Raw genomic sequence first — 16,828 nt, 5'->3', positions numbered from 1 at the left:
TGTGTGTCGTGAACCGCGTAACCGCTCAAGAAGGCGCCGCCGGCATTGCCGCTGCCGTGGCTGAAAGCGTCCAGTACCAGGGCCGCAAGGCCAGTCGTCGGGGCAGCGAGCAACGCAGGCAAGACATTCTCGATGCGGCCATGCGCATCGTGGTCCGTGACGGCGTACGGGCCGTGCGCCATCGAGCGGTGGCGGCGGAGGCGGGCGTGCCCCTGTCCGCCACCACCTATTACTTCAAGGATATCGATGACCTGCTCACCGATACCTTCGCCCAATACGTCGAGCGCAGCGCCGCATTCATGGGCAAGCTGTGGGTGCGTAACGAAGGCCTGCTGCGCGAAATGGTCGCCTATGGCGATGGCAGCCCCGAATCGCGTTCACAACTGGCCGATGACATTGCACGGCTGACCGCTGATTACGTCCTGCGCCAATTGACCAACCGCCGTGAATACCTGATGGCCGAGCAGGCGTTTCGCCAGGAAGCCCTGCTCAACCCGCGCCTGGCGGAGCTGGTGCGTTCCCACCAGCAGATTCTGTTGCAGGGGACCGGGCAGTTCTTCCAGGTGTTGGGCTCGCGCGAGCCGCAACAGGATGCCAAAGTGTTGACGGCGATAATCAGTCGGATGGAATATCAGGGCCTGCTGGGCAGCGCAGAGCCTCTGACCGGTGAAGAGATGCTTGAGATCCTCAAGCGCTATATGCATTTGGTGTTGGCTTCGGTCTGACACCGGGGGATGTCCAATGAAAGCCTGGCGCGTGGTTGCAATCGCCTTGTCGTTCCTGCTGCTCAGCGGTTGCCTGGTGACCTTCAAGGACCCGCTGCCAGCCCATGAGGCCGCGCCGCCGGCCCTGCTCGGCCAGTGGTCGAGCAAAAATGCCTGGGGCGAGCCGCTCAACCTGCATATCAGTGCCGTTGGTGAACACCGCTATAAAGCCGTGAGCTACCCTACAGCCAAGCCCGGCCAGCGTGACGAATACCTGTTTACCGTTTCGCGCCATGGCAGCCGCTGGTATTTGTCGGCGCCGCTGCCGGCCAAGCTGGGTGGGCATTTCATCCTGGCGGGGTTTGAGATCAACGAAAAGCACGAATTGGTGGTCTACAACCTCGACCTTGAGCAGATCCACCAAGCCATAGGCCAGCAGGCGTTGCACGGCAGCACCGTGGACACGGTCGAGGGCGCCGGGGTGCTGGTCGACAGCCCCTTGGACCAGGTGTTTGCCTACCTGGATGACCCGGCCAATGCCGATGTATTCGTGGAAGCCGTGCGCTACCAGCACACGGGCCAATAACGTTTAAAGAGGAAGCACCGGGTGGACGATTACCAGCAGACGATACGCACCTTGTCTGATCGCATTGTGCTGGCGCAAACACCGATTCGCGTCCTCGACGCCGTGAAGTGGGACGAAAACATTCGCCAGGGATTCCTCAAGGCCAAGGGCAAGGAAATGCCGGCGGTGAGCCGCGACTACTACCTCAATCGGCCACTGTCGTTCGACTCCAGCGCGGTGAAGCTGGAGTTCCAGAACATCGAGCGCGACATCACCCGCCGCCTCGGCCAATTCAGCCCGGTGGGGCAGATCATGCGCCGCATGTGCAAGGAATACCGCATGGTGGTGCGCATGCTCGAAGCGCGTGGTACCGAGGATTTCGGCCTGATTTCCCAGGAACTGTATGGCGCTGCCTCCGATGCGTTTCACGCCGGCGACCCGACCCTGGCTGACTTGGGCCTGATGCTTTCCGATTACCTTAACAATATCGATGGCCGTGGTGACCTGAAGGATGAGGCCAAGACGCTCACCGCCAAGGACGCCGTCGCCTTGTTGCAAACCCGCCTGAACAAGGTGTTCGGTGAGGCCGAAGAGACCATCCGCGTGTTCGAGTCCGACGGTATTGTCGCTGACGCCGCAGCGGGCGCCGACTACATCAAGATCCGCGCCGACGCGATGTTCAACGACCGCGACGTGCGCGCCCTGGAGGTGCATGAAGGCCTGGTGCATGTCGGCACTACCCTCAATGGCCAGAACCAGCCGATCTGCACCTTCCTGTCCAAGGGCCCGCCCTCGTCCACCGTGACCCAGGAAGGTTTGGCGATTTTGATGGAGATCATCACCTTCGCCTCCTACCCGAGCCGCCTGCGCAAGTTGACCAACCGCACCCGCGCCATCCATATGGTGGAAGAGGGCGCCGACTTCCTGCAGGTGTTCGAGTTCTTCCGTGAGCAAGGCTTTGAGATGGCTGAAAGCTACGGCAACGCCAGTCGTGTTTTCCGTGGTTCGGTGCCGACCGGTCTGCCGTTCACCAAGGACCTGTCCTACCTCAAGGGCTTTATCATGGTCTACAACTACATCCAGCTGGCCGTGCGCAAAGGCAAGCTGGAACAAGTACCGCTGCTGTTCTGCGGCAAGACCACCCTGGAAGACATGCGTACTCTGCGCCAACTGGTCGACGAAGGCCTGGTGGTGCCACCCAAGTACCTGCCCGAGCAGTTCCGCGACATGAACGCGCTGGCGGCGTGGATGTGCTTCTCCAACTTCCTCAACCACCTGAGCCTGGATCGGATCGAGGCGGATTACTCCAATATCCTTTAAACCGTGCTATTCGCGAGGCTTCAACGGATGAGAATCCTCGGCATTCTGTGCCTGCTACTCACATTGAACGGCTGCAGTTCCCTGCTGTTCTACCCCGAGCCCGGCCTGCCGTTCACGCCGGAAAAAGCTCACCTTCAATACCGTGACGTCACCCTCACCACTGCCGACGGCATAAAGCTCCACGCCTGGTGGCTACCGGCCAACCCCGGAGTGCCGCTCAAGGGAACGGTGCTGCACCTGCATGGCAACGGCGGCAATCTGGCCTGGCATCTGGGCGGCAGTTGGTGGTTGCCCGAGCAGGGCTACCAAGTGCTGTTGGTGGACTATCGCGGTTATGGCTTGTCGGAGGGGAAGCCATCATTACCGGCGATCTACCAGGATTTGGACGCGGCGTTCCAATGGATCGACAAGGCTCCCGAAACCCAAGGCCAGCCGTTGATAGTACTGGGCCAGAGCCTGGGTGGCGCATTGGCGGTGCATTACCTGGCCGCCCACCCGGAGCGCCAACCCCGGCTCAAGGCGCTGGTGCTGGACGGCGTGCCCGCCAGTTATCGTGACGTAGGACAATTCGCCCTGAGTACCTCCTGGTTAACATGGCCGTTTCAGGTGCCGTTGTCCTGGCTGGTCCCGGACGCCGACAGTGCCATTTACGCCATGCCCCGGCTGACAGGAGTACCCAAGCTGCTGTTCCACAGCCTGGATGACCCGATTGTGCCGGTGGCCAACGGGATCCGCCTGTACCAGGCCGCACCGCCACCCAGGGTGTTGCAGTTGACCCGCGGCGGGCATGTGCAGACCTTTGCCGACAAGACCTGGCAAACCGTGATGCTGCGTTACCTGGATGACCCTCAGCACTTCAACGGCCTGCGTCGCCTGGGCGAAATCCCGAATTACCCGATTCCTAAAGTTGACTCATCAGAGAGCCCGCAATGAGCGAAGAACGCAATATGATCCCGCTGATCCTCACCGGTATCGGCACCATCATCGGTACTGTCGGTTGCCTGTGGTATTACGGCTACCTGCACTTCGCCAAGCCGGAAGATGCGTTGTTGCTCAGCGACTTCACCATGCTCAAGACCGTGCCCGGCGAGGACTACAAGATCTCCCTGGCGCCAGCCGCTCAGGTGGCGCAATGCGTGGATGGTGTACTGGTGATGTTCGACACTGAGCAGAAAGGCCTGAGCGGTGTGTTGGTGAATAACAAGAAACAGGCTGTGCGCTGCCTGGGGCAGGAAACACCACAACTCCAGCACTAAGCCGGACGCATCGCACCTGGAATATCTGGAACCGTTTTGCGTAACAGACCACTCAAGGGCTTGTCAGCGTTCATGGTGAGATTTGCGAACCGCCAGCCAGGGGAGTGTCATGGTTATGTTGGGTGAGATAAGCGCGATAGACAGGATGTTGAAGATGTCCAGGACGCAGGAGCTCGTTGAAGCGCTCCGTGAAGCCGTCGACGATATCGCGAAAAAGGAGCAGGGGGAGCGGTCCCAGGAGAAACCTGGCTATGCAGGCTTCGAAAGCGACAAGCGTCCGATCAAATTCTAAGTGTGAAAAACCCACCGTTCCTGGTGGGTTTTTTATTTTCATTCCATCATTTATTACCAGCGTATACCGTCGGGAACTGATAGCTGTCAGCGACCACTGCTATATCGGTCAGGAGATCAAACCCGGACTCATGGGAAATTAAATTTGGAGTGAAATAATGAGATTGGACTCGTTGATGAGTACGGTTTTGATGAATACCCTCGCGACTATTCACACGACATGGAATGTTTTTACAGGGCAGGGTAGAGGTGGCAGGTGGAGCGGCAACACACTTCATTACTCCCGCTCTCAACCGAGCCAGCAACCAAGGTTTTCCGGCGCCCAACCGCCGGCGTTGCAACAACCGTCTACGGTCAACCATATCAACTATGTGTTCAACACGAATTATGTGAGTGTCGGGGATGTTAAGTCATCCCAGGTCGGCGTGCACGTCAATAGCGGCAACGGCAGTATGAATAACGGCAATTTCGGGAACTATGGAAATAACGGCAACAGCGGAAGTGGCAGCCGTTATGCCAATCACGGTAGCAACGGCAATCTTCGAAATTCCGCAAGCGCCAGGTTCTCCCAGCCTGGCCTGGCCTAGCGCATTCGCGCCTGAGGCGTCAAAGTTCAGAGCGTATTAATACAGTGTGGCTTGTTATGGCCTGGTTTATAAATTATTCAGTTTGGAGAGGGTATCAATATGACTCAGCGATTAGGCTCGCGATATGACCACTACACTCAATCTTATCCGCGTTATTCTGATGAGCACACTTGGAAGACGGTGGGAGGGCAACGGGTATGGGGTCGTGCACAAGGTGGCCGTGATAACGGTAACTACGGTAACTACGGCAATAACGGAAATCGCGGCGCACACAGTCACTATGCAAATCACGGGCAGAACGGCAATGAAATGATCGGGCGGTGGAGGGACTCGCTCGGTGACTACGCGGGTTTCGGCAACTACGGAAACTATGGGAATAATGGCAACTTCGGCGGGTTCAGCAGTTACATCAACTCTGGTCAGAACGGCAATCGCCGTGTGGGTATCAACTACTAAAATCTCAGTGCCTTTCAAATACACAAGAAATTAAAAAGCCCCGTCTATATAGACGGGGCTTTTAGGGCATCCAGCATCAGTTGGCGACGGAAGACCGTGGCTTGACCGGCTGGTTGTCGTTGGAGATGGTTACTTCAACGCGGCGGTTCATGGCACGACCGGAAACGCTGCCGTTATCGGCAACCGGGTATTCTTTGCCATAACCCTGGGTCACGATGCGCGAGATATCCACGCCCTGTTGCGCCAGTGCGCGTTGTACGGAGGCCGCACGACGCTCCGACAGGCTCTGGTTGTACGCATCGGAACCGGTGCTGTCGGTGTAGCCTTCGACGATCACTTTACGGTCCGGGTTATCGCGCAGGAACTGCGCCAGCTTGGTGATGTTCACCAGGCCGCTGGATTTCAGGTCGGACTTGTTGGTGGCGAACAGCACGTCACCGAAGGTCACCAGGGTGCCACGATCGGTCTGCTTGGCGTTCAAGCTGTCTTGCAGTTGCTTGATCTGCGCGTCACGGGCTTCCAGCAGGGCGCGGGCGCGTTCGTCACCGGCATTTTTCAGCTTGGCTTCGGATTCGCGCAGCACGATGGTGTCTTTGGCCACTTCAACGCGCTGGTTGGTCAGGTAGGCGAGTTGGTCAACTTTCTTCTCGTCTTCCTTGTCGCGGTAGGCCTTGTCTGCCTTGTCCAGCCATTCGCTGGCGTCTTTGGTCTCCAGCGCCGCGAGCTTGGTGGCCTGCGGGTTGGTCTGCAGGGAAGAGAAGTTGGTCCGTGCGTTTTCCAGGTTCGCGTTAGGCGGGGTGGAGCAGGCCGCCAGGGCAACGCTCATCGCCAGCAGGGCAGGGATCATCAATTGTTTACGCATAGTCGTGTCGTCCTTTCAATTCGATATCAAGTGCGAAGCAGTCAAGGGGCGTCTTACTTCGGCTGGATAGCAGCCGGACGCATGCCTTCCCTACGCAGTTCGTCAACAGCCTTCTGGGAATCCTTCACAGCCTGTTGAGCCTTGGCAGCCTGGGCCTTGCGCTCTGCGACGCGAGCGTCCCACTCGGCTTGTTCAGCCAACTGGCGAGCTTTGTCGTAGTTCTTGTCGTGCATGGCGATTTCAGCTTCTTTGAGCTTGTCCTGAGCCGACTTCATTTCCACAGCCGCAAACTCAGTGCCGCCAGCGCTGACTGCGCTGTTGACTGCGGACTGGGTCACCGCGTACTGCTCGGTCGGAGGGTTGCCGGCGCAGCCCGCCAGAACGAAGCTGGTGCCGATTGCCAGCGCGGCCAATTTGAGCCCGCGCAGGTGGTTAAACGAGGATTTGGCAGTGCTGGTCTTCATCGTCTTCAACTCCATTGGATAACTCCTGAAAAACATCAAAATCCATGTCACTGGTACTCGGCCGGGGCTTCAGGGTGATGTACAAAAAGCCCTTTAAAACGGCCGTTCCAAGTGATGGCTTACTGGCTGTGACCGGAGGCTTTTTTCAAAAGTTCAGAGAAGATGGCGATTTGCCTAAAAAAATATCTGACTGTTCGGTCAGCGAAAAAACTTGGAACTTCTGCGTTGCGCAGCGGTACGTCGGACCCATAAAGAGTCCGGCGTACAAGGGGTTTCAGTGGTTCGGTTTGTCGCTGCTTGCTGACAAGTCATGCAGATAGCGACGCGACAGTGTCAGAAAGCGCGGAGTAGGGCCGACATCTTCGTACAGCGGGTCGCCCTCTTCATCAGTCGCGATCACCTGCTGCCCCTTGATATACGGAAAGCTGGCTTCCAGCTCTTCCAGTGCGGCGCCGATCAGTTCGCCGAGCAGTTCTTCGGTGCTGCGCTTGGGGTACATCTCGGCGATCGCTGCCAGGCGTGCCGCAGCTTCCACATCCAGATGGATGGCGTACTCGGTCTTGGTCAGGCGACCCTTGGCGTTCTCTTCCCAATGCTGGGCCAGTTCTCGGATTTTCATGGCAACCTCAGTAAAGCCTGCGATAGCAGGCGGTGATGAGTGACCCGCCGCTCGCGCGGATAAACGCGGCGACTTAGTGTTGAGACTAGCTGCAACTCGCAAGGTTTAAAGTCTTGTCATAAATGAACGCTGGCGGCACTCTGGCAAACCTGCGCGTCCCGGATTTCTGGCTGGAGATTGGCTGATGAGTGATATCGATGCACGCTTGCGTGAGGATGTTCACCTGCTGGGTGAACTGTTGGGCAACACCATTCGAGAGCAATACGGCGATGATTTCCTCGACAAGATCGAGCAGATCCGCAAGGGCGCCAAGGCCGACCGCCGTGGCGCAGGCGATGAACTGAGCACCAGCCTCAACCAGTTGCAGGAAGATGAGCTGCTACCGGTCGCCCGTGCCTTCAACCAGTTCCTCAACCTGGCCAACATTGCCGAGCAGTATCAGCTGATTCATCGACGCGATGAGTCGCAACCGGCACCCTTCGAATCCCGCGTATTGCCTGAGTTGCTGGCGCGCCTGCAAGCCGAAGGCCACAGCAACGAATCCCTGGCCCGCCAGTTGGGGCGCCTGGAGATCGAACTGGTCCTCACCGCCCACCCCACCGAAGTGGCGCGCCGCACCCTGATCCAGAAATACGATGCCATCGCCGCCCAATTGGCACTGCAGGATCACCGCGACCTCACCACGGCCGAGCGTGAGCAGATCCGCCAGCGCCTGCAACGCTTGATCGCCGAGGCCTGGCACACCGAAGAAATCCGCCGCACCCGGCCCACGCCGGTAGACGAAGCCAAGTGGGGGTTCGCGGTGATCGAGCATTCGCTGTGGCACGCTATTCCCAATTACCTGCGCAAGGCCGACCAGGCCCTGCACGCCGCCACAGGCCTGCGATTGCCGCTGGAAGCGGCGCCGATCCGCTTTGCGTCCTGGATGGGCGGCGATCGTGACGGCAACCCGAATGTCACTGCACCGGTCACCCGCGAAGTGTTGCTGCTGGCGCGCTGGATGGCTGCGGATCTGTACCTGCGCGATATCGATCACCTGGCCTCCGAGCTGTCGATGCAGCGCGCCAGCCCGGCGTTGCAGGCCAGGGTCGGCGACAGCGTCGAACCCTATCGTGCCTTGCTCAAGCAACTGCGTGAACGCCTGCGTGCCACGCGCCAATGGGCGCATACGGCGTTGAGCAGCAGCACGCCAGCGCCTGCCGAGGTATTGCAGAACAACCGCGACCTGCTGGAGCCGCTGGAGCTGTGCTACCAGTCGCTGCACGAATGCGGCATGGGCGTGATCGCTGATGGGCCGTTGCTCGATTGCCTGCGGCGGGCGGTGACTTTCGGCCTGTTCCTGGTGCGGTTGGATGTGCGCCAGGATTCCAGTCGCCATTGCGCGGCCATGACCGAAATCACCGATTATCTTGGTCTCGGTCGCTACGAGGACTGGAACGAAGAGATGCGCATCAGCTTCCTGATGAAGGAACTGGCCAACCGTCGACCGTTGCTGCCGGGTTATTTCAAACCGTCGGCGGATACCGCGGAGGTGCTCAACACCTGCAAGGAAATCGCCGCGGCCCCGGCGGCGTCCCTGGGCTCGTATGTCATCTCCATGGCCGGCGCTGCGTCGGACGTGCTGGCGGTGCAGTTGCTGCTTAAAGAGTCAGGTGTGCAACGGCCGATGCGCGTGGTGCCGCTGTTCGAAACCCTGGCCGACCTGGATAACGCCGGCCCGGTGATCGAGCAACTGTTGCTGCTGCCGGGCTACCGCGCGCGGCTGCAGGGCCCGCAGGAAGTGATGATCGGCTACTCGGATTCGGCCAAGGACGCCGGCACCACTGCCGCTGCCTGGGCGCAGTACCGGGCGCAGGAACGCCTGGTGGATATCTGCCGTGAACAGCAAGTGGAACTGCTGTTGTTCCACGGGCGTGGTGGCACCGTGGGGCGTGGCGGCGGCCCGGCCCACGCGGCGATCCTGTCGCAGCCGCCTGGGTCGGTGGCGGGGCGCTTCCGTACCACCGAACAGGGCGAGATGATCCGCTTCAAGTTCGGCCTGCCGGATATTGCCGAGCAGAACCTCAACCTTTACCTGGCCGCCGTGTTGGAGGCGACCCTGTTGCCACCGCCGCCGCCCGAACCGGCCTGGCGCCATTTGATGGACGAATTGGCGGCAGACGGTGTCAGCGCTTACCGCGCCGTGGTGCGCGAGAATCCGCAGTTCGTCGAGTATTTCCGCCAGTCCACGCCGGAACAAGAGCTGGGCCGTTTGCCGTTGGGCAGCCGCCCGGCCAAGCGCCGTGCGGGCGGGATTGAAAGCCTGCGTGCGATTCCGTGGATCTTCGGCTGGACCCAGACCCGTCTTATGCTACCGGCCTGGCTGGGCTGGGAAGCGGCGCTGAGCAAGGCCCTGGAACGTGGTGAAGGCGACTTGCTGGGGCAGATGCGTGAGCAGTGGCCGTTCTTCCGCACCCGCATCGACATGCTGGAAATGGTGCTGGCCAAGGCCGACGCCGACATCGCCCGTCTGTATGACGAGCGCCTGGTGCAGCCGGACCTGTTGCCACTGGGTGCGCATTTGCGCGACCTATTGTCGCAGGCCTGCAAGGTGGTGCTTGGCCTGACTGGCCAGTCGCAGCTGCTGGCCCATAGCCCGGACACCCTGGAGTTCATCCGCCTGCGCAACACCTACCTCGACCCGCTGCACCTGTTGCAGGCCGAGTTGCTGGCGCGTTCGCGCCAGCAGGAAGCGGCACAGGACAGCCCTCTGGAACAGGCGCTGCTGGTCTCCGTGGCCGGTATTGCCGCCGGTTTGCGTAATACCGGCTAAGGTTTTTTGCATGTTCTCAACGGCTTGCAGATAAACCACGGCGGCCGCCCTGAAAAGGGCGGTCGGCGTTTATGGCGTCGGGTTGCACCCAGGCACACCCTACCTATGACGTAAGCGCTGCACGGGTTCCTGCGACTTTTGGCGGCTTGTGTGCTTAAGGCCTGCTGTGTATCTTGATCAGCCTTTGGCCGTTTGGGCGGCCCGAATTCTATTTTTACGCGATTGGCCCGCCGCGGCGAATCCGAGCGTCATCTCTATAAAAAATTGAGGAGCACATCAATGCGCGTCATTCTGCTGGGAGCTCCCGGGGCCGGTAAAGGTACTCAGGCAAAGTTCATCACTGAAAAATTCGGCATTCCACAAATCTCCACCGGCGACATGCTGCGCGCGGCCGTCAAGGCCGGCACCGAGCTGGGCCTGATCGCCAAGAGCGTGATGGACAGCGGTGGCCTGGTTTCCGATGACTTGATCATCAACCTGGTCAAGGAACGCATCAGCCAGGAAGACTGCAAGAACGGTTTCCTGTTCGACGGCTTCCCGCGCACCATTCCCCAGGCTGAGGCCCTGGTGAAGGCCGGCGTCGAGCTGGATGCCGTGGTCGAAATCGCGGTTGAAGACGAAGAAATCGTCCAGCGTATCGCCGGTCGTCGCGTCCACGAAGCCTCGGGGCGCGTGTATCACACCGTCTACAATCCGCCAAAGGTGGAAGGCAAGGACGACGTCACCGGCGAAGACCTGGTGCAGCGCAAAGACGACACCGAAGAAACCGTGCGTCATCGCCTGTCGGTCTACCATTCCCAGACCAAGCCGCTGGTGGACTTCTACCAGAAGCTGTCCGCCGTCCAAGGCAAGCCGAAGTACAGCCACATTCCTGGCGTCGGCTCGGTTGAGGCGATCACCGCCAAAGTGCTGCAAGCACTGAGCTGATCCCTCGACCGGCTTCATGGATAACGGCCCGCTTGCGGGCCGTTGTTGTTTATACTGGCGCACTTTTTTTCGACTTGGACACCTACACCGATGAGCACCCTGCTGGCCCTGGACACCGCGACTGAAGCTTGCTCCGTTGCCTTGCTGCACGATGGCAAGGTAACGAGCCACTACGAGGTGATCCCGCGCCTGCACGCGCAGAAGCTGTTGCCGATGATCAAGCAACTGCTGGAAGACGCCGGCACCACTCTGGCTGCGGTCGATGCCATCGCCTTCGGTCGCGGACCGGGTGCATTCACGGGTGTGCGTATCGCCATTGGCGTGGTGCAGGGCCTGGCGTTTGCGCTGGAGCGTCCGGTGTTGCCGGTGTCCAACCTGGCCGTGCTGGCCCAGCGCGCCTTGCGTGAACATGGCGCGCATCAGGTGGCGGCGGCTATCGATGCGCGCATGGATGAAGTCTATTGGGGTTGCTACCGCGAAACGGCGGGCGAGATGCGTCTGGTCGGCGTGGAAGCCGTGCAACCGCCGGAGTCATCGCAATTGCCAGCCGACGCCAGCGGCGATTGGTTCGGGGCTGGTACTGGTTGGGGGTATGGCGAGCGCCTCGCTGTGCCGTTGGTGGGCCAGGACGCGGCGATGTTGCCTCACGCCGAGGACTTGCTGACATTGGCACGTTTTGCCTTTGCGCGTGGCGAGGCGATTCCGGCCGACCAGGCGGCGCCGGTCTATCTGCGCGATAAAGTGGCGCAGACCAAGGCAGAGCGCGGCCTTTAATTGTGGCGAGCGGGCTGGTTGTGGCGAGCGGGTTTGCCCCGCATTGGGCTGCGAAGCAGCGCTAAAATCCCCCAAACTTGCACCAATCGTCAGAATTTCCCCTGGGTTTTAAACCTTTTTCAAATTATGTGTTCTAGTTATCACCAGAGCATTTGCGCACTACGGACAGTGCTGCCAAAATGCCATTACTGATAGCGAGTTCGCGCCCATGCGTATTGATGGCTTTTCCTCACAGTCTTACCCAATCAAGCGCAAGCCGCGTAAGGCGAACGTCACGGTGGATGAGTCGGTCGAGGACTCGCCGGACTTCATCGAAGTCCAAGCCGATGCGCAAGCCAACGCCCAAGCCCGTATCAGCGGTCTTCCCGCCCGTCAGCAAGACATGGTCTTCCCGCGCTCCATGAGCAAAAGCGTCGCCACCGCCCTGGCCAGCTACCTGACCACCGCCGGCTTTGTCGAATGGGATATGGAAGTGCTGGGCCTCGACATCCATATCTGATGCGTCTGCCTTACTACCTCGGTTGCCCGTCCTGGAGTGAAAATGCCTGGCGCGAGTACCTGTACCCCGCCGATGCCCGTTCCAGCGATTACCTCGCGCTGTACTCTCAGGTCTTCAACGCCGTTGAAGGCAATACCACGTTTTACGCCCGCCCCTCCGCCGCCACCGTGCAGCGCTGGGCCGAAATCATGCCTGACGACTTTCGCTTCACCGCCAAATTTCCCGGTGATATCAGCCACAGTGGCAACCTGATCGAGCAGCTACCGGCAGCGGAAAGCTTCGTGGGCCTGATGAGTCCGTTGGGGGAGCGGGTATCGCCGCTGTGGTTGCAACTGCCCGCGTCTTTCACCCCGCAGCGCCTGGGGGAGTTGGCAGGCTTCATCGATGGCCTGGAGCGGCCGATGGCGGTGGAAGTGCGCCACCTGGAATTCTTCGCCAAGGGGGATGCCGAGCGCATGCTTAACCGTTTGTTGCGTGACCGCGGCGTGGAGCGCATCTGCCTGGATCCGCGTGCGTTGTTCAGTTGCACGTCCACCTCGGCCGCCGTGCTGCACGCCCAATCCAAAAAGCCCAAGGTGCCACCCCGCCCGGCGGCGCTGACGCAGTTTCCCCAGGTACGCTTTATTGGCCATCCCGAATTGGAGGCCAACGATTCGTTCCTGATGCCATGGGTGGAAAAAGTCGCGGGCTGGATCGAAGAAGGGCGCACCCCCTACGTGTTCCTGCATACCTCGGATAACCGCCTGGCCGCGCAACTGGCCCTGCGTTTCCACGATCAACTGATGGCGCGCCTACCAGGCCTGCAGCCCCTGCCCGTGCTGGATCGTGCCCCCGCCGTGGAGCAACTGGGGTTACTCTAGGGCTCCTTTTTCCGCCAGGAGCCCGACATGGATGCCCAAACCCTTCGCGCCGAAACCTTCAAGGCCTTGCATGAGCGCGACCGCGCATTCGTGATGCCCAACCCATGGGATGCGGGCTCCGCTGTAATGTTGGCCAGCCTGGGTTTCGAAGCGCTGGCCACCACCAGTGCAGGCTACGCGTTCAGCCTGGGGCGACCGGATGCGGAAGGCGCGTTGTCCCTGGAGGACACGTTGGTCAATGCCGGTATGATCGCCAACGCCACCCCGTTGCCAGTGGCCGCCGACCTGGAAAACGGCTTCAGCGACACCCCTGAAGGCTGCGCCCAGACCATCCTGCGCGCAGCGGGAGTCGGCATTGTCGGCGGCTCTATCGAGGACGCCACGGGCATTGCCGCCGACCCGATCTATCCCTTCGAACTTTCGGTCGAGCGTGTGGAAGCCGCCGTCGCCGCCGCCCGCAGCCTGCCTTTTGCCTTCACCCTGACGGCCCGTGCGGAAAACCTCCTGCATGGCCGCCTGGATTTGCCCGACACCATCCGCCGTCTGCAAGCCTACGCCGAAGCCGGTGCCGACGTGCTGTATGCGCCGGCCCTGCGCAGTGCCGAGGAAGTGCTGGCGGTGGTCAAGGCCGTGGCGCCCAAGCCGGTGAATGTGTTGATGTCCGGTGGCTTGAACCTGAGCGTGGCGCAGTTGAGCGAGATGGGCGTGCGGCGGATCAGCGTCGGCTCGGCGCTGGCGTTGGCCGCCTATGGTGAGTTCTATCGCGCAGCCCAGGAAATGTATGAACGGGGCACGTTCACCTTTACCGAGCGCAAGATGCCGTTCAGCCAGGCCAACCAGTTCTTCAAGGGCTAGGCGGTGCGTTTTTTCAAAGTCATGGGCATGCTGCTGATCCTGGCGGGTGCCGTTGCCGTGGGTGTCTGGCGTGGATGGGTCCCACTGCCGGCCGATTGGAACCCATGGGCGCCGCTGGACGTGCGGGCGACCCCCAACGTGTTGACCCGCTACAAATTGGGTCGTCTGCAGGATGATCCGGCATTGTGCGACCAGGTGCTGGAAACCTCGGGCCTGCGCGTCAGTCATCAGGCGGACTCGCCGGCAGATGCCGCTTGCCCCCTGCGCAATACCTTGCGCGTACAGGGTTCGGCGGTGGGGCTGAGCAGCAGTTTTCTCGCCAGTTGCCCACTGGCGGTGGCGTTCGCCCTGTTTGAGCGTCACAGCTTGCAACCGACGGCCCAGGCGGTATTCGGCCAGGCAGTGACGCGGGTCGATCACCTGGGCAGCTTTGCCTGTCGCAATATGTATAACCGTGCCGAAGGGCGACTCAGCCAGCATGCGTCGGCCAATGCGCTGGATATTGCCGGCTTTCGCCTGGCGGATGGGCGCAGCATCAGCGTGCTCAAGGACTGGCCGGGGGAGGGCGATAAGGCGCGGTTCCTGCGTCAGGTCCGCGACAGTGCCTGTGATGATTTCAATGTCGTGCTGAGCCCTGACTACAACGCCGCGCACCGCAACCACTTCCACCTGGATATGGGGCGTTGGTGGGTGTGTCGCTGAGACTCAGGCGGCCAGGCGCAGGTTCTGGGTGACCAGTGGGCGAGCCCAGTAGTAATCGAAATCCAGGGCCTTTTGTTGCGCGACCAGCTCTTCTTCCGGGAATGGCGTGGCAGGTGGAGGCAGCAGGTCCAGTTCGAATTCTGCGATGGGCAGGTGCAGAGGGCGCGGCTCCGGGGCTGGGCCCGGTTCCGGCAGCGGCTGGCCGGCCGTCAGCACGATGGGGCGGACCCAGCCGCTTTCGAAATTCTGCTGGCGTTGCTGCGCGACGATTTCTTCTTCCGGATACTGTGTGGCGGCCGGTGGCAGCAAGTCAGTCTCGAACTCGGCAATCGGCAGGAACAGCGGCTCCGGCGGGGCAATCTCGGTATCTTTCACGTCGCACTCACGCTGGGTGAGGATCTGCGACAGCAGGTCGGCGCCTTCGCTGGGTTCTACCGCCGGGTCCGCCGGTGCTGGCGCCTGCACGGCGAGCGTGTCCGGCGTATCGCCGAGCTGCTCGGCCAGTGCCCGGGCGAAGAAGTCCTGCCACACATGACTCACCCCGGCCAGCGCTTGAGTATTGCGCAGGCCGTAGTGGTTGTGGGTCGGCAGTACACCGATGGTTAGGGGAAGAATGTCTGACATTTTTCTCGGTCGACGCTCAGCTCTGGCAAAATACCTGACTGTTGTTTTTATCGGCCGCTGTTTGCCGATCCTTAATATTTTTGAGCGTAGCGATTGATGAGCGAACAACCAGCGGCCAGCCGCATCCGGGTCGAGGCCTTGGGCGAGTTTTTCCAGGCCCGCGCCGAGCAATGGGCGCAGCGGCTTGGCTTGCCGTTGCAGCAGGCGGATGCGGACTTTTCCCTGCAAGTGGGGGAGCATGGCCTGCAATTGCAACAGCTCGGGCCTGATGCACCGGGGCCGGTGCGCGTGGATTTTGTCGAGGGTGGCGCGGCGCATCGGCGCCTCTATGGGGGCGGTAGCGGGCAGATGATCGCCAAGGCCGTGGGCATCGCCCAAGGCGTGCGCCCACGGGTACTCGACGCTACGGCTGGCCTTGGCAAGGACGCCTTCGTACTGGCCAGCCTGGGTTGCGAGATGAGCCTGATCGAGCGCCAGCCGCTGATCGGCGCCTTGCTCGAAGATGGGCTGGCGCGCGGCGCGGAGGATTTTGAAGTGGCGCCGATTGTGGCGCGCATGAAGCTGCTCAAGGGCAATTCCATCGACGTGATGCGTAACTGGGAAGGCGAGCCGCCCCAGGTGATCTACCTCGACCCGATGTTCCCGCACCGTGAGAAAACTGCCCTGGTGAAGAAGGAAATGCGCCTGTTCCGGCCGCTGGTTGGCGATGATCCTGACGCCCCCGCGCTACTGGCCGCCGCCCTGGCCCTGGCCAGCCACCGCGTGGTGGTCAAGCGCCCGCGCAAGGCGCCGTGCATTGACGGGCCAAAGCCGAGCCATGCGCTGGATGGCAAATCCAGTCGCTATGACATCTACCCTAAAAAAGCACTCAAGCCTTAAGCCACAAGCTGCAAGCTAAAGTGCTTTCAGCTTGCAGCTAACAACTTACCGCTGCCTCTCTCCTATAAGCCCGCATAAACAGCCCCACCACCTCCTGTACATGGGCTTCGGCGGCTTCTTCGCTCAGTTGCCCGCCGCAGCCATAAAGCAAGCAGAAATTCGCCGTGCCTTTGAGCAGGCAGAAGAAGTGCTCGGCCGCCGTAAATGGCTTGTCGATGCTCAGCGCGCCGCTCTGGTTGATCTTGCCGAGCAGGCGTTCCATGCCCTGCAGCATGCGCATGGGGCCGGCCTCGAAGAAGATCTGCGAGAGTTTCACGTCCTGGTTGCCGGTGGTCATCATCAGGCGATGCAGGTTGACCGACTCTTCACTGTTGATCAGCCGATGGAACCCCCGCGCGATATTCAACAGCACAGTTTGTACGGGTATGCCCTCGGGCAACTCGAAGTACATCACCGGCAGTTGTTCTTCGCACTTGGCCACCACCGCGGCGGTGAACAAGGTCTCTTTATCGTTGAAGTGGCTATAGACGGTCAGTTTCGACACGCCAGCTTCCAGTGCCACCGCGTCCATGCTGGTACTGGCGTAGCCATTGCTCAAAAACAGGATTTTCGCTGCTTCGAGGATTGCCTGGCGTTTTGCCATGTCCTTGGGGCGCCCGGGGCTATTGGTGTTCAGAGGATTGTCGGACATTTTCACCTTTAATACTGGACTGGCGAGTTTGGTATTAATACCATACCTGCCAGTATAATTATTCCTAGCTCTACTCGCGAA

The 16,828-nt window shown here is 60.6% G+C and carries 21 protein-coding genes; 16 read left to right on the top strand and 5 right to left on the bottom strand.

Annotation, left to right across the window (positions count from 1 at the left end; all coding sequences use genetic code 11):
• Positions 1-8 precede the first annotated feature (8 nt).
• The 8 genes from BM026_RS06055 (at position 9) to BM026_RS28855 (ending at position 5,179) form a co-directional block, all read left to right on the top strand.
• Complete coding sequence (locus BM026_RS06055; RefSeq protein WP_092241110.1) at positions 9-725, top strand: TetR/AcrR family transcriptional regulator; 717 nt, start codon at positions 9-11, stop codon at positions 723-725.
• Between the two features lie 16 nt (positions 726-741).
• The gene (locus BM026_RS06050; RefSeq protein WP_092241112.1) at positions 742-1,290 is read left to right on the top strand and encodes a hypothetical protein; all 549 of its coding nucleotides are present in this window, start codon (positions 742-744) and stop codon (positions 1,288-1,290) included.
• 21 nt (positions 1,291-1,311) lie between these two features.
• A complete protein-coding gene (locus BM026_RS06045) occupies positions 1,312-2,589 on the top strand; it encodes a flavohemoglobin expression-modulating QEGLA motif protein (RefSeq protein ID WP_010212629.1) in 1,278 nt (425 codons plus the stop codon).
• Between the two features lie 27 nt (positions 2,590-2,616).
• Positions 2,617-3,522 carry an alpha/beta hydrolase gene (locus tag BM026_RS06040; RefSeq protein WP_092241114.1) on the top strand — a complete coding sequence of 302 codons (906 nt, stop codon included), beginning with the start codon at positions 2,617-2,619 and terminating at the stop codon, positions 3,520-3,522.
• Positions 3,519-3,845 (top strand): PA3694 family proteiin, encoded by a 327-nt coding sequence (locus BM026_RS06035; RefSeq protein ID WP_093527682.1) that lies wholly within the window; start codon positions 3,519-3,521, stop codon positions 3,843-3,845. Before BM026_RS06040 ends, BM026_RS06035 begins: the two co-directional genes overlap by 4 nt.
• 154 nt (positions 3,846-3,999) lie before the next feature.
• Entirely contained in the window at positions 4,000-4,137 is a 138-nt protein-coding gene (locus BM026_RS29155) for a hypothetical protein (protein ID WP_156682175.1), read from the top strand.
• A 175-nt stretch (positions 4,138-4,312) separates the two neighbouring features.
• Positions 4,313-4,723 (top strand): hypothetical protein, encoded by a 411-nt coding sequence (locus tag BM026_RS28860; RefSeq protein WP_139216842.1) that lies wholly within the window; start codon positions 4,313-4,315, stop codon positions 4,721-4,723.
• 99 nt (positions 4,724-4,822) lie between these two features.
• Positions 4,823-5,179, top strand: coding sequence for a hypothetical protein (locus BM026_RS28855; RefSeq protein ID WP_139212836.1), 357 nt, complete (start codon positions 4,823-4,825; stop codon positions 5,177-5,179).
• Positions 5,180-5,255: 76 nt separating this feature from the next.
• Here the strand turns inward: BM026_RS28855 and BM026_RS06020 are convergent, their stop codons facing one another.
• The 3 genes from BM026_RS06020 to BM026_RS06010 form a co-directional block, all read right to left on the bottom strand.
• A complete protein-coding gene (locus BM026_RS06020) occupies positions 5,256-6,041 on the bottom strand; it encodes a lipotoxin F family OmpA-related lipoprotein LptF (protein WP_071488772.1) in 786 nt (261 codons plus the stop codon).
• A 53-nt stretch (positions 6,042-6,094) separates the two neighbouring features.
• Positions 6,095-6,520, bottom strand: a complete 426-nt coding sequence (locus tag BM026_RS06015) for a DUF4398 domain-containing protein (RefSeq protein WP_092241122.1) — start codon at positions 6,518-6,520, stop codon at positions 6,095-6,097.
• A gap of 259 nt (positions 6,521-6,779) precedes the next feature.
• Positions 6,780-7,124: a pilin assembly protein gene (locus BM026_RS06010; protein ID WP_092241124.1), complete on the bottom strand. Its 345-nt coding sequence runs from the start codon at positions 7,122-7,124 to the stop codon at positions 6,780-6,782.
• 184 nt (positions 7,125-7,308) lie between these two features.
• Here BM026_RS06010 and ppc point away from each other — a divergent pair, with 184 nt between their 5' ends.
• The 7 genes from ppc (at position 7,309) to BM026_RS05975 (ending at position 14,553) form a co-directional block, all read left to right on the top strand.
• Positions 7,309-9,936: a phosphoenolpyruvate carboxylase gene (gene ppc / locus BM026_RS06005; protein ID WP_092241126.1), complete on the top strand. Its 2,628-nt coding sequence runs from the start codon at positions 7,309-7,311 to the stop codon at positions 9,934-9,936.
• Between the two features lie 279 nt (positions 9,937-10,215).
• A complete protein-coding gene (gene adk, locus BM026_RS06000; protein ID WP_093527680.1) occupies positions 10,216-10,863 on the top strand; it encodes an adenylate kinase in 648 nt (215 codons plus the stop codon).
• Positions 10,864-10,953: 90 nt separating this feature from the next.
• A complete protein-coding gene (gene tsaB, locus BM026_RS05995) occupies positions 10,954-11,637 on the top strand; it encodes a tRNA (adenosine(37)-N6)-threonylcarbamoyltransferase complex dimerization subunit type 1 TsaB (protein ID WP_092241129.1) in 684 nt (227 codons plus the stop codon).
• Between the two features lie 208 nt (positions 11,638-11,845).
• The gene (locus BM026_RS05990) at positions 11,846-12,136 is read left to right on the top strand and encodes a hypothetical protein (RefSeq protein WP_058425317.1); all 291 of its coding nucleotides are present in this window, start codon (positions 11,846-11,848) and stop codon (positions 12,134-12,136) included.
• A complete protein-coding gene (locus BM026_RS05985) occupies positions 12,136-12,996 on the top strand; it encodes a DUF72 domain-containing protein (protein ID WP_093527678.1) in 861 nt (286 codons plus the stop codon). The genes BM026_RS05990 and BM026_RS05985 overlap by 1 nt, the downstream gene beginning before the upstream one ends.
• A 27-nt stretch (positions 12,997-13,023) precedes the next feature.
• Positions 13,024-13,851, top strand: a complete 828-nt coding sequence (locus BM026_RS05980) for an isocitrate lyase/PEP mutase family protein (RefSeq protein ID WP_093527676.1) — start codon at positions 13,024-13,026, stop codon at positions 13,849-13,851.
• 21 nt (positions 13,852-13,872) lie between these two features.
• The gene (locus tag BM026_RS05975; protein WP_371914402.1) at positions 13,873-14,553 is read left to right on the top strand and encodes an extensin-like domain-containing protein; all 681 of its coding nucleotides are present in this window, start codon (positions 13,873-13,875) and stop codon (positions 14,551-14,553) included.
• A gap of 3 nt (positions 14,554-14,556) precedes the next feature.
• On the opposite strand, the gene BM026_RS05970 is transcribed toward BM026_RS05975, so the two are convergent.
• Positions 14,557-15,177 carry an energy transducer TonB gene (locus BM026_RS05970; RefSeq protein ID WP_093512233.1) on the bottom strand — a complete coding sequence of 207 codons (621 nt, stop codon included), beginning with the start codon at positions 15,175-15,177 and terminating at the stop codon, positions 14,557-14,559.
• Between the two features lie 96 nt (positions 15,178-15,273).
• Here BM026_RS05970 and BM026_RS05965 point away from each other — a divergent pair, with 96 nt between their 5' ends.
• On the top strand, positions 15,274-16,056 hold the full coding sequence (locus BM026_RS05965) for a class I SAM-dependent methyltransferase (protein WP_093512231.1): 783 nt from the start codon (positions 15,274-15,276) through the stop codon (positions 16,054-16,056).
• A 37-nt stretch (positions 16,057-16,093) separates the two neighbouring features.
• On the opposite strand, the gene BM026_RS05960 is transcribed toward BM026_RS05965, so the two are convergent.
• On the bottom strand, positions 16,094-16,747 hold the full coding sequence (locus tag BM026_RS05960) for a TetR/AcrR family transcriptional regulator (RefSeq protein ID WP_092241142.1): 654 nt from the start codon (positions 16,745-16,747) through the stop codon (positions 16,094-16,096).
• Positions 16,748-16,828: the final 81 nt, after the last annotated feature.

The sequence above is a fragment of the Pseudomonas sp. NFPP24 genome, assembly GCF_900112095.1.
Classification (GTDB): domain Bacteria; phylum Pseudomonadota; class Gammaproteobacteria; order Pseudomonadales; family Pseudomonadaceae; genus Aquipseudomonas; species Aquipseudomonas extremorientalis.
The sequence above is the reverse complement of the archived record's forward strand: the minus strand, read 5'-3'. Positions and strand labels throughout refer to the sequence as shown.

Excerpts from the sequence above, each read along its gene's own strand:
- BM026_RS06050 (WP_092241112.1), top strand. The coding sequence starts at position 742 with ATGAAAGCCTGGCGCGTGGTTGCAATCGCCTTGTCGTTCCTGCTGCTC.
- BM026_RS06040 (WP_092241114.1), top strand. The coding sequence starts at position 2,617 with ATGAGAATCCTCGGCATTCTGTGCCTGCTACTCACATTGAACGGCTGC.
- BM026_RS06035 (WP_093527682.1), top strand. The coding sequence starts at position 3,519 with ATGAGCGAAGAACGCAATATGATCCCGCTGATCCTCACCGGTATCGGC.
- BM026_RS29155 (WP_156682175.1), top strand. The coding sequence starts at position 4,000 with ATGTCCAGGACGCAGGAGCTCGTTGAAGCGCTCCGTGAAGCCGTCGAC.
- BM026_RS28860 (WP_139216842.1), top strand. The coding sequence starts at position 4,313 with ATGAGTACGGTTTTGATGAATACCCTCGCGACTATTCACACGACATGG.
- BM026_RS28855 (WP_139212836.1), top strand. The coding sequence starts at position 4,823 with ATGACTCAGCGATTAGGCTCGCGATATGACCACTACACTCAATCTTAT.
- BM026_RS06020 (WP_071488772.1), bottom strand. The coding sequence starts at position 6,041 with ATGCGTAAACAATTGATGATCCCTGCCCTGCTGGCGATGAGCGTTGCC.
- BM026_RS06015 (WP_092241122.1), bottom strand. The coding sequence starts at position 6,520 with ATGGAGTTGAAGACGATGAAGACCAGCACTGCCAAATCCTCGTTTAAC.
- BM026_RS06010 (WP_092241124.1), bottom strand. The coding sequence starts at position 7,124 with ATGAAAATCCGAGAACTGGCCCAGCATTGGGAAGAGAACGCCAAGGGT.
- ppc (WP_092241126.1), top strand. The coding sequence starts at position 7,309 with ATGAGTGATATCGATGCACGCTTGCGTGAGGATGTTCACCTGCTGGGT.
- adk (WP_093527680.1), top strand. The coding sequence starts at position 10,216 with ATGCGCGTCATTCTGCTGGGAGCTCCCGGGGCCGGTAAAGGTACTCAG.
- tsaB (WP_092241129.1), top strand. The coding sequence starts at position 10,954 with ATGAGCACCCTGCTGGCCCTGGACACCGCGACTGAAGCTTGCTCCGTT.
- BM026_RS05990 (WP_058425317.1), top strand. The coding sequence starts at position 11,846 with ATGCGTATTGATGGCTTTTCCTCACAGTCTTACCCAATCAAGCGCAAG.
- BM026_RS05985 (WP_093527678.1), top strand. The coding sequence starts at position 12,136 with ATGCGTCTGCCTTACTACCTCGGTTGCCCGTCCTGGAGTGAAAATGCC.
- BM026_RS05980 (WP_093527676.1), top strand. The coding sequence starts at position 13,024 with ATGGATGCCCAAACCCTTCGCGCCGAAACCTTCAAGGCCTTGCATGAG.
- BM026_RS05975 (WP_371914402.1), top strand. The coding sequence starts at position 13,873 with ATGGGCATGCTGCTGATCCTGGCGGGTGCCGTTGCCGTGGGTGTCTGG.
- BM026_RS05970 (WP_093512233.1), bottom strand. The coding sequence starts at position 15,177 with ATGTCAGACATTCTTCCCCTAACCATCGGTGTACTGCCGACCCACAAC.
- BM026_RS05965 (WP_093512231.1), top strand. The coding sequence starts at position 15,274 with ATGAGCGAACAACCAGCGGCCAGCCGCATCCGGGTCGAGGCCTTGGGC.
- BM026_RS05960 (WP_092241142.1), bottom strand. The coding sequence starts at position 16,747 with ATGTCCGACAATCCTCTGAACACCAATAGCCCCGGGCGCCCCAAGGAC.